We start from the raw sequence: 12,922 nt of genomic DNA, 5'->3' as shown, positions 1-12,922 counted from the left end.
CGTACTTTACCAAAAATCACCTGAATTTTTTTTTCATTCCAGGTAAAATGGGGCCAATTTTCGTACTGATAAATATACTTTGCCATTTTAATGTATGGTTATGCGGCAAATATACAAATTATTCTCCGCATATTTAATGAGATTAACAAGGTATGCTCCTTAAATACCCTAGTTGGTGTATGTTCTGTCTCGTCCTAAAATGGCTGGGAAAATAATTCAATTCCACAGTTTTAGATTCAATTGAAGTTTTTGGAGAAGATAGCCATCATATAACCGAGGCCTAATGCTTTTACACTATATATCCCAGTTGATAAATAAATCTTTTGACCTTGTTACTGCGAATATTAATTGGTGATCCTATTTTGATTTGAAATGCTCTATTATCGTTTTATTGGAATTCACTTTTTATAATTTCATAAATATCATCAATGGATTGATTTCCGTCAATTTCAATTGTTTTGATTCCAGATTCTTTAATAAAATTTATAGCAGGAATTGTTGAGTTTCCGAATTCATTAATTCTAGTTAATACAATATTACTGTCTTTATCGTCTTTTCTGTTTTCTTCTTCTGCTCTTTTTACCGCTCTTTTGAGAAGTTCTTCTTTTGGGACTTTCAAAAAGATAACCTTGTCTATTGAACTTCCGTCTTTTTCAATGACATTCAATAAATGTTTTGCTTGTTCAGTATTTCGAGGATATCCGTCAAATAGAATTCCTTTTTCAGATTTGTGATTATGATAGAAACTTTCAACTATTTGAGCTACCAAGTCATCAGGAACTAATAAACCCTTACTACTATATTCAGATGCTTTGATTCCTAATTCAGTTTTTTGAGCTTTTTCCGATCTTAAAGCATCTCCAGTTGAGAGATGAGTCAATCCAAAATCATTAATAATCCTTTTACTTTGAGTTCCTTTTCCAGCAAGAGGTGGTCCAAAAATAATTATATTCATATTTTAGTTTTGTGTTTTATAATACCAACATTTTATCCTGTTATGATCATATATAGTGTATTTTGTAGCGTTTTTATTTCGTCATATTTTTCACAACCTCTCGGCATTTTTGGCAATAAACTACATCAACACTTTTTGGATAACTAAACCTTTCTAAATCTCTTGGGGCATTGATATTTGCCATTGGGAAAAAATCCTTTTCTCTTTTGTAAAATGCCTCTGGTAGAATTTGACCTTCATCGACTATTGGCACATTTTCATTTTTCAATTCATGGTTATGTACAGGACAATGATTAAAAATGTTGTGAACATTTTCAAACATTATTGGATCAATGTTAAATTCATCCGAAAAGTCCTTAAGTAATTGTTTTTGCCAAAAAAACAACCGATCTCTCAATGGGAATGCTTCATAAAGAGTCAGAACAAAATGGTTGTATTTTTTATTTCCGACAAATTCCTCAAATCCGTTTCTAATTTGTTCTTCAGTCAATTTTTCCTGTTTAATTTTGTACAACAAATAAATATATACATCGGAACACATATATTCATGACAAATCTAGCGGATTTTAAATTAATTTAATTGATGTTAGGTCACTTATATGTCTTAATCATCTCAGTATTTTTGGAATTAAATTTATAAAGTATAACCTATCAATTATATTCTAATATTCCAAAAGCCCTAAACACCATCCGCACTTCATAAGGATATAATAATTGCCTCCTCCCGGTATCCAACCCTTCAATTTCTTTTAACCGCAATCTCAAGGTTTCTCTGCTAATTCCAAAACGGATTGCTAGTTCCGCTTTACTCCAAAATCTCATTTCCATCGTATAGGGTATTTAAGTATATATCAACCTTTTTAAGTTTTAAGAACCAAAGGTTTACTTATAGTGTAAACAAGGCTCTAAAACACCATCAAGCTAGCATAAATTCTACACAAAACCATAGCCAAAACAGGCTTATACAAGCTCACTTGTACTCTGTTTAGTAAACATTTTCCTTTGATAAAAACAAGGAAGTTATGTTCAAATGGATTGTAGGTGGTTTAGCGACTTTTTTTTCGATTCGATACTTATCCCGGTTGCAGAGAGCAAGTACCAATATTACTTCTCGTATCCGGGTAAGCATCCATAAGGTCAATTTGACTGGAATAGAATTAACCGCAGCAGTCCAAATACAGAACCCTAATCCGGTTACATTAAAATTACAGCATCCTTTTGTCAAAATCTTGTTTAAAGACAAACTGCTAGGAAGTTCAACCATTGAAAACACAATTATTGAGATTCCAGAAAACAGTCAAAAAGATTTTGATTTACGTATACAATCCGCAGGGTGGTTAACCCTGATCCAGGTACTAGGCACCAAAGTAGTCAGTGATATCCGATCCGGGGCTCCTATCGAACTTAAGATTCAAACACAAATCATCACCAGGGTCAATGGTTTACCCCATGAGCAGTTTGATAACATCATACTAAAACTCTAATGCAGGCAATTACTAAACGACATATCAATCCGGGAGTTCAGTATACTACGTTCTTTCCTAAAAGTATCCAAAACGATACTGTCATTGTGGGCGCAGGAAAAGCAAGATTACAGGATACCCTACAATTAATGCAAAAAGTTATTGCAGAAACCCTTGATGATACCGCAGTATTAGCAAAGAAACTAAATACTAAAAACCGCTATGCTGTGTGTAGGAACATCTGGAATTTCGTCTATGGTCATATCCAGTATAGAATGGATGCCACGGGCATAGAACAGGTCCGCAGACCTTCACGTACATGGGCAGATAGAACTACGGGGGTAGATTGTGATTGTTATACCGTTTTTATAGGAAGTATCCTTACCAATTTAGGGATTCCATACCAGATGAGGATCACAAAATACGGAGGTAAAAAGCATTTTCAGCATGTATACCCTATCGTGCCTTTTAGGGGAGGTCATATCACTATCGATTGTGTGGCAGATCGCTTTAATTATGAAGTCCCCTATTCCGAAAAGAAGGACATTGATCCAGAGGGAAATGTCCTTATTGAAGAGCTATCCGGACTAAGTGGAGTTGATATGGCAGCGATTAGCCTGGATGCTTTACAACAACCAAAACTTCCTTTAAGAAAGATGGCGCAACCACTACAAAGACCCAGATGTGTGGTTAGGGAAGTAATCCCAAATACATCTAAAAGGAGTACGATACCGGGTAAGATCGTATCCCCATTTCGATTTGATGATATGTATATCAATAGCAATATGAAAAAGAAAGATGATGATTTTGATCTGCTCAATTTTTTGATCATTTCCGGGATATCCGTTGCTGCAGGAATTGGAGTATTACGATTATTTACCAAAAAGAAGGGTTCGTCCCAAAGGAAGGGTCGACAACTTAAAAAATAATAAACAGGGGATGCAACCCCAAAATAATACAACTATGGAATTACACCGATTAGATGGATTTGACGCCACAGGATTAGATGCATCAGATATATCAGATTCTCAGAGCATGAGTGAGATAATACATGGAGTCTCTGACTCCGCCCCGGATATTGCTTATGAGATATTGGATGAGGAAGGCAATGTAATCCTGTATGCCGATGCAGAAGAGAATATTTATGTCATTGATGGTTTGCAAGGCTTCTTTAAAAAGATAGGACGTGGCCTGAAGAAATTTGCCAAAAAAGTAGGCAAAAAAGTGATCCGGCCTGTGGTTAGAACGTTTAACCGTTTTCTAAACCCGGCTACCATCTTACTTCGTAATGGATTTTTACTGGCCATGAAGATCAATATGTTCAAAGTTGCCAGTAGGTTACGTTTTGGATACCTCAGTGAGGCACAGGCCAGGAAAATGGGAATTGACATGAGAAAATTCTCAAAACTTAAAAAAACAGTAAGAAAAGCAGAGAAGATTTATCGTACTGCCGGAGGAAGGGGAAGAAACCTAAGAAAAGCTATTCTAAAAGGAAAAGGGAACAAAGACCGAAAAGTCCCATTAAGCGGTTTTACTATCGGAAGTATCGATACTGAACCTGATATGTATAATGATCCTTTTGAAAAATTTGTGGTAGAAGCAGATATCGATACCATTGAGGCTTTTATGAACAATGAGTTTGAGGTGGATGGACTTGGTGCAGTAGCTACCGGAACTGCTACAGCTGCTGCCAGTGGTGCGGTAGCAGGAATTGCAGGTATCCTTAGTAAAATAGGCAACATTTTTGGCGCAGCGAATAAAGTAAAACAAAGTGCACAGACTTTATTTCAAAAACCTGCACGACCTGTTCGACAACTTCCAGCTCCAATTTCCAGGAGTATTCCAAGAACATCCAGTTTTCGCCCCTCTCCATTTTCAAGAGGTAGAGCTACACCCTCAGTGATCTCCAGGAACAGGTCAGTAACTAATACACCCCCTGTAGAAAAGAAGGGTTTTTTACAAAAGCATAAAACGACCTTACTGGTCTTAGGAGGATTGGCAGTAGTAGGTACTGGAATTGCGATTGCTGTGAATTCAAATAAGAAGAAAACAGCAAAACCGATTTCAGGGACACCGAAAAAACGGATGGGACAGGGCAAACGAAACCTAACACAAAGGGATGCATTGGGCAGGTTTACCAAAGGAAGCAGTCCTCGTCGTAAAAAGAAAACAGCCACCAAAAGGAAAACCCCGGAAAAACTAATTCCGAAGGCATTGTTATAGAAATCAAAAAAGAGATTTCCGCATCGCGGAAACTATAAAAACAAGTTTTATTATGAAATCAAAAGCAAATACAAAAGATAGCCTTTTGGAAGTAGGCAAACACCTTACTACGGGAGTATTAGGAATGGTGGCCGGATCCGCTGTGGGAAGGTACTCCCTGGCACTGGGTGCACTCACCATATTCGGGGGAGCCTACTACGGTAAAGACTGGATCACTTCTGCAGGAGTAGGAATGGCATTCTCCAACGGTTTTGGCAAAAAAGCAGAGACCACCAATGGTATTGACGGGATTAAAGATAACCTCGATAAAGCTAAAGACCGGGCTGTAACTTCTTTAAAAGCCATAGGCAAAAAGTTATACTTGGATAAATTATCCCCTGCTATGGCGCAAAAGCTGTCCCTTGGAAACCTTGAAGACCGCCCTTTGGTCTTTATGGGATCTGAAGTAGCAGATCAGGGTGATTTTGATACCAGTGAAGTGGATGAAATTATCCAAAAAATAGAAGCTGGAGAACCCATTCCGACAGCAGATATACATCAGGATTTTGTAGAAGGCCTTGATGATGAAATGGGAGAAGCGGATTTTGGAAGTATTGATATCGAACAATTAAATGGCGCAGAAGATATCACAGAACTCAATGCCGTAGCATAGTTCTTTAGTACAAAGTAGTTAGTACAAAGTAAAGAGTACTAAAACTTTACCTAACACTTTGTACTTAAGACTCATTACTTAATACTTAAATACAGAAAACATGAATACCATGAAAAAAAGTTCAAGATCGCAGTTTTTAGAAATTGTGAATGCCCATATCTCGCTTCGGGATCAGGCCAAAAAGTTTGATCCTGCAATGGTTAAAGTAGCCACAGGGATTAAAGAAGGAAGGTTACAATTGGCAGATACGGCCTACTATTCGATCAAGTTTGCAGGGAACAAGGCCAATATCGATATGTTTGAAACACAGGATGCTAAAGAGATTGGGATTACCAATGTTACCCAGGCCAAGCTTCAGAAGGACCGGTTATTTTTATGTAACCGTATCATCTTACTGGCCTCAGAAATTGAAGGGGATCTTCCCGGCAGTGATTCAGAACTTAAAAAGGTGATCAAACAAACCAATTTTGATAGCATCAAAAAAGTAGGCGGATTGCAAAATGGGGTCTTTTCCCTGATTGCCAATAAAAAGATCATCATTGATGAGCGTCCGATGCAGGATTTTGCTACCGATGGCAATACCACCATCAACATCGGGACCTACTTTTTAGAAAGTCCTCGCTTTATTCGTGATGATGAAGAATTTGAATTTAATATTGAATTGGGTGATGATGCCCCTGAAAAGGCCCTTATTAAAGTCGTACTGGCAGGAACCGCAACCGTCCCTGCATAAGTCGGTCGATAATCGACATTTAAAATAATAATGAAATATCACTTTAGATGAATAACGAAGAAAAACCAAAAACCAAAGAGACGAGGGTCACCTTTTCTTTTAAAGTAGATAAGGCAAATGGATTGTTTACCATTGATACCCTGGAACTCCCAAAACATACTAAACTGGTCAAAGGGTTACAATTGATTTCAGAATACCCGGATCGATTGTACTATCGGGGAAGCCAACGGATTGAAATTGGTGGAGAAGAACTATTTCCAGATGGGTTTGACAGCAAAATACTAATGTCCTCACTTAGTGTTGCTCCAAGGGAGCGTTTCTTTGAATTAGGAGATGTATTACCCGGTGATCTTTCCATAAAGGTTCGCTACCAGGATAAAGATCATAGTAATGCCGCTTTTGGACAAGGCTATAAAGTGAGCCTGATCATACTCATTGAAGAATCCGTATGACGGAAGCAAAAAAGTCCATAATGGACAATTAAAATAGATAGTTATGAAGTGTTTAATTCATTCAGGCAATAAACAGGATGTAGTAATACGGAGGAAGTTTGTTCCATTAAAATTTAGTATTCACACGGAAAATCAATTTTTAAACGCAGAGGCCAAACTTCCTTTTACTACCAATTCCGTTATCGGGATATTGACGACATGCAACGTTCAGAAAAAATGTAGTGATATTCCTGGACCATCCCGTTTGTATTATGGAGTATCGCCTGCCAAAATGGAAGACACCTCTTTTTTGGAGCTCAATCCGGGAACAACATATACAACAAACTATCCCCGGAATGTTACCATAGAAGAACAAGCAGGCGGATGGTGGTATTATGCCCATCCGGTGACAGATACCTTTCCCTTTATTGCTTCAGGGGATATTCCGGCAGAGCCCAGAACTCCAATCATTATTGATGTCTTGCAACTAGGGCAATGCACTCCAGAAAAATATTACCTGTGGAGTTACCCATTTTATGGATATGCTTTTATCTCGTTCAACCTACCCATACCCTAACTAAAACCAAAAAAGATGATCCTGGGAACACTATCTCTATTTCAGAAAAGAGGAATTTTTTATAAAGAACATCAACTTACTTCTGAAGATAAATTTTCGGCAATGATTGATTCGGCATTAACACCAGATGAGGAATTAACGCTTTCAGACATTCCTGAAAAGTATCAAATTACCCCTGTAGCTGAATCTGGAACAACAGATTATATCCATGCCACTTTTGAAGATGACGGAAAAGCCAAATATCCATATGAAGTTACAGTATGGCTATTAGTAGAAGAGGTCCCTGAAAAGATTTTAAAATGAATTATTAATAAGGCATTTTCGCATGAGTGAGAGGCCAAAACACACAATGTGTGATGCATGAGGAATTTGCACTGCAGTATGCAGATCGAAGAGCTAAAGAAAAAGGGTTTGAAAATTATAGGATCGTGTATAGGGAATTTATTATCCCTGCTATGGGTATGCTAAAATTTCAGGCGTATAACGAAATCTGGTTAGTCACTTATATTGATTGGGGCCTTGTTGTAAAATCTGACTACGGACGATATGATAATTGGTATACCAAGGAAATCAGGGAAAACATGCATGAGCATGCAGATCGTATTGAGATTACCAACACCAGGAAGTACCAACGTAAAATTCGCTTTTTACAAGTGATCTTAAAAACTAATGATGATGGAAGCAAGACATAGAAAACCCGGATCCGTTCGGTTAAATGAGTTGCAATATGCAGAGATGGAAAAACTAGGCTTTGAAAGCGAGAGTGCCTATGTAAAATACAAAATGGAACAAGGTCAGTCGAAGCTCGAGGTATTAAAAACACCACTATTAGAAAATAACTCTGTTAGAAAATTACCTGTTGTAAACGAAAGAAAATCCCATAATGCTGTGGTAGAAGATCAACTCACCATACAGCGGTTATCGATGGAAAACCAAAAGCTCCAGGAGAAATTGGAAGAGATTAACAAGAATAACCAGGATACCTTAAACGGGGTACATCATAAAGTACATTCCCTGCTCCAGGAGGAATTGCAAAAAAGGGATTTTGAAGAGCTTAAAAAAGCCTACGCAATGCGTAGCGATAAAATAAAAGAGTTAGAAAAAAGCCTCTCAGAGTCCAAAAAAGAAACGGAAGCCAAGCAGGAAGAAATCGAAGCTTTGGTCAAGAAATTAGGATTTGTAGAATTAGGCAAGGCCCTGCTTCCCGGAGCGATCTCCGGACTGGCCAAACAGTACCCCAAACAAATGCAGGGGATCGCAGGTACTCTGGGAAGTCTGGGTCTCAATGAGACAGATAGAAATATAAATGATAGTGAGGAAAATGACTATTCACTTCAGGTATTAGAGCATCTTAGTGAGCTGTTTACAGAAGAACAGTTCGAACAAGTAGTACAATTGATGATCCAACTAGGAGAACAGATCAAAGAAGATGACAATCTGATTCAAAAGATAGGCTACTATCTCAATCAATTACAGCAAAAGAAAGAACAAAGAGATGAAGAATCTAAGTAGCTAAGACTTCTTAGATTCCTAGATACTATATAAAGCTCAGAAACCATAAAAAATTATGCAAGCACAAGTTACCATAGGATTAGAAGTAAAAGATAAAACAGAAGCGCATCAGGTCAAAAAGGCTTTTGAGACGATGAACAAACATTTTGGTGCCAAAGGGATCATTCACATGGAAAAGCTATTCCTGAATGATGCCTTTATCAGGAACCTGGTTAAAATGAAAATAAACAAAAAGTAATATGGCATTACCAGCGGCAGCTCTAGCAGTAGAAGCTATAAAAAACAGACCGAAAATATCCGTAAGCAAAGATGTAACTACAGTCTTACTGGCTAGTGGATTGGGTATTGGGATGTTCTTCGCTGTCCGGGCTTTGGTAAGAAAGTTTAAACGGAACAACCGGGAGAGGCATGCTTTACAACCTGGCAATCCTGCAAACTTTGCAATCCGATTAAAAATGGCATTTGAGAATGACAATGCTTTTGGTTGGGGAACCGATGAAGAGATGGTGTTTAATACCATAGAACAAATCCCGAATGCGTCTATGATGCGAAAGGTAGAACGTGCCTATAAAGATTTATACGGAAATAATCTATCTGCGGACCTAGCAAACGAGCTTTCTACAGAAGAATTTGCCATTGCCCAGGAAATTATCAATTTAAAAAAGTAAAAAATGATGGAATCTAAAACAGCGAGACAACGACGGCTAAAAAATAAAACAACCCAAAAACCACTTTCCAGAAAAAAGGTACTGATGTATGGTTTAGGCGGAGGATTGGTATTAGGGTTGGGATATCTGGCCTATACATATTTCAGCAACCGGGCAGGCAATCAAAGAAATATACAAAAGCCAATACCTCCGATCACACCCGGAACGATAGTGTCCAAACCTTTGCTGCCAAGAGTTGCCAGCGACCAGTTTCCATTAAAAAGGGGAACTCGGGGATCACTGGTTCAGATGGTGCAAGAAGCGCTCCTTGCCAAAGGAGGACAACCTGCCTTGATCATAAAAGAAACAAGTTTTAGAAACGGAAAAGTGGATGGAGTATTTGGTAAAGGAACAGAACGGGCATTACGTGCAGCAGGATTTCCTTCAGTCATAACAGAAACTAACTTTACCACTCTAGTTGGGAGAACTGCCAATTCTAATGGATTTCATCCTGCTGGTATTGCTAATGAGATCATAGCTTCCGCCAACAAACAAAATCTATTTGGTGTTCTAAATGGATTGAAGAAAATAAGTTCTGTTAGTCAGTACAAAAAGGTTAGTACGTTTTTCCAGAATGTAAGGATTTTGGGGACACGGGTAACTTCACTGGTCAATGCTTTATTAAGTGTGGCTTTTAAAAACAAAGAACTGGAGAAAGTGAAGATCAGGGCAGAATTTAGAAGAATGGGATTAAAACAAAATGCTCGAGGCGTATGGTTTATTCCGGGGATAGGAACTATTGGATCGTTTGATAATATAGGTAATCAAATCACCCAGGAGTGGAACCTTGCTGTTGTAGAACGACCTACACTACTTCAGGCGATGGATGGATCCTTTATTGTTCCGGAATTAGCTCCTGATACCGTAGTTGGGTACATCACAGGAATGGAGAATGAAAGGACACGGATCCTAACACAGTCGGGAGAAACCGTATTTGCTCCTACTGCCAATCTATCCTCTCTTTGAGTGAAAAGTGAAAAATGTAAAGTGAATAGTGAAAAAATAAGACTACAATGAAAAAAATAATCAATTGGTTTAAACAGATATTCAATAGTGATCTTCCAATATGGGGATACCTTAAAGTATGGAGAGAATTATCCTCTTTAGCCGTTGGATTAATTCTATGGATGCATAGTGCAGCTTTTTTACATTGGATTGACCCCACAGCAGGAACCTATGATGCAGGTATATTTCAGGTGTATCTTTTTGCGATTATCGGCATTTTTATCCTTCACGGCATTGTACGGATATTAATGAAACTGATCTGGCCTACTTCAGAAGAGTACCTGGATCATCAGTTTAGAAACGATTTTAAAACCATAACACCATGGCAAAAACTAAAATTATCTACGTTTATATTCTTTGCATTCTTATTTGCAGTAGCGTTTTTAGCCAGGACACTTTAGAAACGTCCTGGTTTTCTATAAAAGGATTTTTGTCAGTTGGTATTATCAAAATATAGGAGCCTAAATAGTATGCTATCAAAAAGTTTACAAATACTAAGAAGTAAAGGATATGAAGTCTATAAAGAGCCGTATAAACTCAATATTGTTGGGTATCGGAGTCGCTTTGTTCGAAGTAACAGGTTTGATGATGAAATCCATGTATTCTATACCAATGATCAAGGGAGATGGGTGTATCACATCTTTAAAGCGACCACAGACCCCGGACAGTACTGGTTGGAAAATCCAATGCACCCACAAGGGACCGCATTTCTAAAGAAAGGTCAATACATAAATTCTCATAGTATAGGATTACATCGAGGGGTATACCCGGCACTTGTACAACTAAATGAGGTACATGTGATCCGTGATTATGAAAGAAAAGGATTGTTTAAATGGTTTGAATCGGGAATCCAGGATACTGGGAAATTTGGAATCAATATCCATAGGGCAAGAAAACAAGGAACGACTAAAGTCATTGATGATTTTTCTGCAGGTTGTCTGGTATTTGCCAATGCGGATGATTTTAAAAGGTTTATGAATATCTCAAAGGAACATCAAAAACGATATGGGAATATGTTTACAGTAACCTTAGTAGATTTTAGGGATGAGCGTAGAAGACGATTAAGCAGAATTGCCTGGGGATCAGTACTGGCTGCAGGAGGATTGGTTTTATTAAATAGAATGAACTAAGGGATGAAGGTATCTAAAAACACTCAAAAAGCGGGATTAGCATTGATTGGTAGTATGCTGGGTTTTATAATTGCTAAGAAATACGCTCCCAAAGAAACCTATCCGTTTATCCTGATTGGGGGATTTTTGGGTAATGTGTTTGGAGAGGAGTTGATTAAAGAAATGCCTAAAGAAGCAGTGCCTCCATTACAAAAATCTTTATAAATACCCAATTGAATGTTGTAAATGAATGGATTAGGTTCGCTAGTCTTAGAAATAAAATAATAAGATTATGAAAATTAATACAGAACGTATATATATCGTAATGCAACCTTATCCGGGGCTAGAAGATTTCGAGGAATTATTTGTAGATGCAGAACGGAACCTTACGGATGTAGAAGATTTATTCTCTGGAGGTATTAAGGCAAAGGATATTTATGGATTGTATACCGATAAAAAAAGTGCGCTTAAAGATGCGCTACAACTTTGGAAGAAAATTATAAAAGAGAAAGCTCCTATAGATGATGACAAAAAAGAACGGTTTAGAGAGTTTGTAACCGGACTCGAAAAACTATCTAATACCCATAATATTGCTATTGCTGCAGTTGGTGGAGTTTACATTTTTGATGAACCACAAATGATCACTTATGATGAAGATCACACCTCTGGAGATTTAGTTGCTTATTGGGATGGTCAATAGTGATTTTAAAGTATAAGATTATGAAAAAGAAACAGCATCAAGGGATTTATTTCGAAGGAGAATCTCCTATTAAACTTAAAGCCTACTACAAATACGAATTGGCAGCATTGTATAATGTATGCACCAAAACTTTTTCTTCCTGGATACATACTTACCTTGAAGAATTACAACAGTTTGGTTATAAGAAAAGTACAAAACTACTTCGTCCTGAAGTAGTACGATTTCTCTTTGAACGATTAGGAGAACCCTGAAAAATGATAAGATTAAGCAGGAGTTAGTACAATGTATTTGAATTTTTTGTAGTTAAAGTGTTTCTATCAACATCGGATAGTAGTTCTAATTCCTTTTCAATAAATGGATCGTACCAATCTACTTTTTCTAAAGCCCAATTAATCCAATTTTTCTTTTCATTAGTTAATGTGTTGGTTTTTTCAGCGAATTGCTTGAACTCTTTTATATAATTTCTTAAATATTGAGATTCATGCCATCTATTAGCGGTTTTGAATAATTCTCTAAAATTTAAAAGCTCTGTTTCTTTTAATTTTTTTAACTCTTCTTCTTTTTTACGTTGTTTTTCCTGCTGTTCTTTTTGTTTAGCCCACTCTAATTTTCTTTTTTTATTGAGCATAGCTTTTGTTTCAATAGAAGCAATAATTGTTAATAATTTAGACTCGATAGGGTTTTTTTCCGAATCTCTCCATTGCTTTTCGGGATAACCATCATCCAATCTTAATGATAAAATTCCGGATGGCACTAATTCCGATCTTTCCCAATTATTTTCGTTAACTACAACTCTTTTTGAAACCTCTCGAAACCTAATCTTTAGATATTCATCATTGATAACAACACAAGTTC

23 protein-coding genes are annotated in these 12,922 nt (G+C 37.3%); 18 read left to right on the top strand and 5 right to left on the bottom strand.

Annotation, left to right across the window (positions count from 1 at the left end; genetic code table 11):
- The 4 genes from FOF46_RS33160 to FOF46_RS31965 all read right to left on the bottom strand — a co-directional run.
- A partial coding sequence (locus tag FOF46_RS33160) for a DUF4172 domain-containing protein (protein ID WP_143919126.1) occupies nucleotides 1-86 on the bottom strand: 86 nt, incomplete at its 3' end.
- Between the two features lie 302 nt (nucleotides 87-388).
- Nucleotides 389-955 (bottom strand): adenylate kinase family protein, encoded by a 567-nt coding sequence (locus FOF46_RS30085; protein ID WP_143919125.1) that lies wholly within the window; start codon nucleotides 953-955, stop codon nucleotides 389-391.
- Nucleotides 956-1,028: 73 nt separating this feature from the next.
- A complete protein-coding gene (locus FOF46_RS30080) occupies nucleotides 1,029-1,445 on the bottom strand; it encodes a hypothetical protein (RefSeq protein WP_143919124.1) in 417 nt (138 codons plus the stop codon).
- A 161-nt stretch (nucleotides 1,446-1,606) separates the two neighbouring features.
- Nucleotides 1,607-1,783, bottom strand: a complete 177-nt coding sequence (locus FOF46_RS31965) for a hypothetical protein (protein ID WP_167572015.1) — start codon at nucleotides 1,781-1,783, stop codon at nucleotides 1,607-1,609.
- Between the two features lie 194 nt (nucleotides 1,784-1,977).
- Between FOF46_RS31965 and FOF46_RS30075 the strand changes: the two genes are divergently transcribed.
- The 18 genes from FOF46_RS30075 (at nucleotide 1,978) to FOF46_RS29990 (ending at nucleotide 12,318) form a co-directional block, all read left to right on the top strand.
- Complete coding sequence (locus FOF46_RS30075; protein WP_143919123.1) at nucleotides 1,978-2,439, top strand: hypothetical protein; 462 nt, start codon at nucleotides 1,978-1,980, stop codon at nucleotides 2,437-2,439.
- Nucleotides 2,439-3,347: a hypothetical protein gene (locus tag FOF46_RS30070; protein ID WP_143919122.1), complete on the top strand. Its 909-nt coding sequence runs from the start codon at nucleotides 2,439-2,441 to the stop codon at nucleotides 3,345-3,347. Before FOF46_RS30075 ends, FOF46_RS30070 begins: the two co-directional genes overlap by 1 nt.
- A gap of 34 nt (nucleotides 3,348-3,381) precedes the next feature.
- Nucleotides 3,382-4,641: a hypothetical protein gene (locus FOF46_RS30065; RefSeq protein WP_143919121.1), complete on the top strand. Its 1,260-nt coding sequence runs from the start codon at nucleotides 3,382-3,384 to the stop codon at nucleotides 4,639-4,641.
- 52 nt (nucleotides 4,642-4,693) lie between these two features.
- Nucleotides 4,694-5,293 carry a hypothetical protein gene (locus FOF46_RS30060; protein WP_143919120.1) on the top strand — a complete coding sequence of 200 codons (600 nt, stop codon included), beginning with the start codon at nucleotides 4,694-4,696 and terminating at the stop codon, nucleotides 5,291-5,293.
- A gap of 109 nt (nucleotides 5,294-5,402) precedes the next feature.
- Nucleotides 5,403-6,026: a hypothetical protein gene (locus FOF46_RS30055; RefSeq protein ID WP_143919211.1), complete on the top strand. Its 624-nt coding sequence runs from the start codon at nucleotides 5,403-5,405 to the stop codon at nucleotides 6,024-6,026.
- A 47-nt stretch (nucleotides 6,027-6,073) separates the two neighbouring features.
- Nucleotides 6,074-6,478, top strand: coding sequence for a hypothetical protein (locus tag FOF46_RS30050; protein ID WP_143919119.1), 405 nt, complete (start codon nucleotides 6,074-6,076; stop codon nucleotides 6,476-6,478).
- Between the two features lie 43 nt (nucleotides 6,479-6,521).
- On the top strand, nucleotides 6,522-7,034 hold the full coding sequence (locus FOF46_RS30045) for a hypothetical protein (RefSeq protein WP_143919118.1): 513 nt from the start codon (nucleotides 6,522-6,524) through the stop codon (nucleotides 7,032-7,034).
- Nucleotides 7,035-7,049: 15 nt separating this feature from the next.
- Nucleotides 7,050-7,337 carry a hypothetical protein gene (locus FOF46_RS30040; RefSeq protein ID WP_143919117.1) on the top strand — a complete coding sequence of 96 codons (288 nt, stop codon included), beginning with the start codon at nucleotides 7,050-7,052 and terminating at the stop codon, nucleotides 7,335-7,337.
- Between the two features lie 50 nt (nucleotides 7,338-7,387).
- Nucleotides 7,388-7,726 carry a hypothetical protein gene (locus tag FOF46_RS30035; protein WP_143919116.1) on the top strand — a complete coding sequence of 113 codons (339 nt, stop codon included), beginning with the start codon at nucleotides 7,388-7,390 and terminating at the stop codon, nucleotides 7,724-7,726.
- A complete protein-coding gene (locus FOF46_RS30030; RefSeq protein WP_143919115.1) occupies nucleotides 7,710-8,546 on the top strand; it encodes a hypothetical protein in 837 nt (278 codons plus the stop codon). Before FOF46_RS30035 ends, FOF46_RS30030 begins: the two co-directional genes overlap by 17 nt.
- 55 nt (nucleotides 8,547-8,601) lie before the next feature.
- A complete protein-coding gene (locus FOF46_RS30025; protein ID WP_143917302.1) occupies nucleotides 8,602-8,784 on the top strand; it encodes a hypothetical protein in 183 nt (60 codons plus the stop codon).
- 1 nt (nucleotide 8,785) lies between these two features.
- The gene (locus tag FOF46_RS30020; protein ID WP_143919114.1) at nucleotides 8,786-9,214 is read left to right on the top strand and encodes an annexin; all 429 of its coding nucleotides are present in this window, start codon (nucleotides 8,786-8,788) and stop codon (nucleotides 9,212-9,214) included.
- Nucleotides 9,215-9,217: 3 nt separating this feature from the next.
- Nucleotides 9,218-10,219: a peptidoglycan-binding domain-containing protein gene (locus FOF46_RS30015; RefSeq protein WP_143919113.1), complete on the top strand. Its 1,002-nt coding sequence runs from the start codon at nucleotides 9,218-9,220 to the stop codon at nucleotides 10,217-10,219.
- Between the two features lie 47 nt (nucleotides 10,220-10,266).
- Nucleotides 10,267-10,659, top strand: coding sequence for a hypothetical protein (locus FOF46_RS30010; RefSeq protein WP_208746837.1), 393 nt, complete (start codon nucleotides 10,267-10,269; stop codon nucleotides 10,657-10,659).
- Nucleotides 10,660-10,728: 69 nt separating this feature from the next.
- Nucleotides 10,729-11,388 carry a hypothetical protein gene (locus FOF46_RS30005; RefSeq protein WP_143919112.1) on the top strand — a complete coding sequence of 220 codons (660 nt, stop codon included), beginning with the start codon at nucleotides 10,729-10,731 and terminating at the stop codon, nucleotides 11,386-11,388.
- 3 nt (nucleotides 11,389-11,391) lie between these two features.
- A complete protein-coding gene (locus tag FOF46_RS30000) occupies nucleotides 11,392-11,592 on the top strand; it encodes a hypothetical protein (protein ID WP_143919111.1) in 201 nt (66 codons plus the stop codon).
- A 67-nt stretch (nucleotides 11,593-11,659) separates the two neighbouring features.
- The gene (locus FOF46_RS29995; RefSeq protein ID WP_143919110.1) at nucleotides 11,660-12,067 is read left to right on the top strand and encodes a hypothetical protein; all 408 of its coding nucleotides are present in this window, start codon (nucleotides 11,660-11,662) and stop codon (nucleotides 12,065-12,067) included.
- 20 nt (nucleotides 12,068-12,087) lie between these two features.
- Nucleotides 12,088-12,318, top strand: coding sequence for a DUF4248 domain-containing protein (locus FOF46_RS29990; protein WP_143919109.1), 231 nt, complete (start codon nucleotides 12,088-12,090; stop codon nucleotides 12,316-12,318).
- A gap of 23 nt (nucleotides 12,319-12,341) precedes the next feature.
- Here the strand turns inward: FOF46_RS29990 and FOF46_RS31960 are convergent.
- On the bottom strand, nucleotides 12,342-12,922 hold a 581-nt coding region (locus tag FOF46_RS31960; RefSeq protein ID WP_167572014.1), incomplete at its 5' end, for a hypothetical protein.

The organism is Aquimarina algiphila (assembly GCF_007489275.1).
In the GTDB taxonomy this organism is placed as follows: domain Bacteria; phylum Bacteroidota; class Bacteroidia; order Flavobacteriales; family Flavobacteriaceae; genus Aquimarina; species Aquimarina algiphila.
This window is presented reverse-complemented; position numbering and strand designations above follow the sequence as displayed.

Bases quoted from the DNA above. Each gene is read 5' to 3' on its own strand.
- FOF46_RS30085 (WP_143919125.1), bottom strand. From the start codon at position 955: ATGAATATAATTATTTTTGGACCACCTCTTGCTGGAAAAGGAACTCAA.
- FOF46_RS31965 (WP_167572015.1), bottom strand. From the start codon at position 1,783: ATGGAAATGAGATTTTGGAGTAAAGCGGAACTAGCAATCCGTTTTGGA.
- FOF46_RS30075 (WP_143919123.1), top strand. From the start codon at position 1,978: ATGTTCAAATGGATTGTAGGTGGTTTAGCGACTTTTTTTTCGATTCGA.
- FOF46_RS30070 (WP_143919122.1), top strand. From the start codon at position 2,439: ATGCAGGCAATTACTAAACGACATATCAATCCGGGAGTTCAGTATACT.
- FOF46_RS30065 (WP_143919121.1), top strand. From the start codon at position 3,382: ATGGAATTACACCGATTAGATGGATTTGACGCCACAGGATTAGATGCA.
- FOF46_RS30060 (WP_143919120.1), top strand. From the start codon at position 4,694: ATGAAATCAAAAGCAAATACAAAAGATAGCCTTTTGGAAGTAGGCAAA.
- FOF46_RS30055 (WP_143919211.1), top strand. From the start codon at position 5,403: ATGAAAAAAAGTTCAAGATCGCAGTTTTTAGAAATTGTGAATGCCCAT.
- FOF46_RS30050 (WP_143919119.1), top strand. From the start codon at position 6,074: ATGAATAACGAAGAAAAACCAAAAACCAAAGAGACGAGGGTCACCTTT.
- FOF46_RS30045 (WP_143919118.1), top strand. From the start codon at position 6,522: ATGAAGTGTTTAATTCATTCAGGCAATAAACAGGATGTAGTAATACGG.
- FOF46_RS30040 (WP_143919117.1), top strand. From the start codon at position 7,050: ATGATCCTGGGAACACTATCTCTATTTCAGAAAAGAGGAATTTTTTAT.
- FOF46_RS30030 (WP_143919115.1), top strand. From the start codon at position 7,710: ATGGAAGCAAGACATAGAAAACCCGGATCCGTTCGGTTAAATGAGTTG.
- FOF46_RS30025 (WP_143917302.1), top strand. From the start codon at position 8,602: ATGCAAGCACAAGTTACCATAGGATTAGAAGTAAAAGATAAAACAGAA.
- FOF46_RS30020 (WP_143919114.1), top strand. From the start codon at position 8,786: ATGGCATTACCAGCGGCAGCTCTAGCAGTAGAAGCTATAAAAAACAGA.
- FOF46_RS30015 (WP_143919113.1), top strand. From the start codon at position 9,218: ATGATGGAATCTAAAACAGCGAGACAACGACGGCTAAAAAATAAAACA.
- FOF46_RS30010 (WP_208746837.1), top strand. From the start codon at position 10,267: ATGAAAAAAATAATCAATTGGTTTAAACAGATATTCAATAGTGATCTT.
- FOF46_RS30005 (WP_143919112.1), top strand. From the start codon at position 10,729: ATGCTATCAAAAAGTTTACAAATACTAAGAAGTAAAGGATATGAAGTC.
- FOF46_RS30000 (WP_143919111.1), top strand. From the start codon at position 11,392: ATGAAGGTATCTAAAAACACTCAAAAAGCGGGATTAGCATTGATTGGT.
- FOF46_RS29995 (WP_143919110.1), top strand. From the start codon at position 11,660: ATGAAAATTAATACAGAACGTATATATATCGTAATGCAACCTTATCCG.
- FOF46_RS29990 (WP_143919109.1), top strand. From the start codon at position 12,088: ATGAAAAAGAAACAGCATCAAGGGATTTATTTCGAAGGAGAATCTCCT.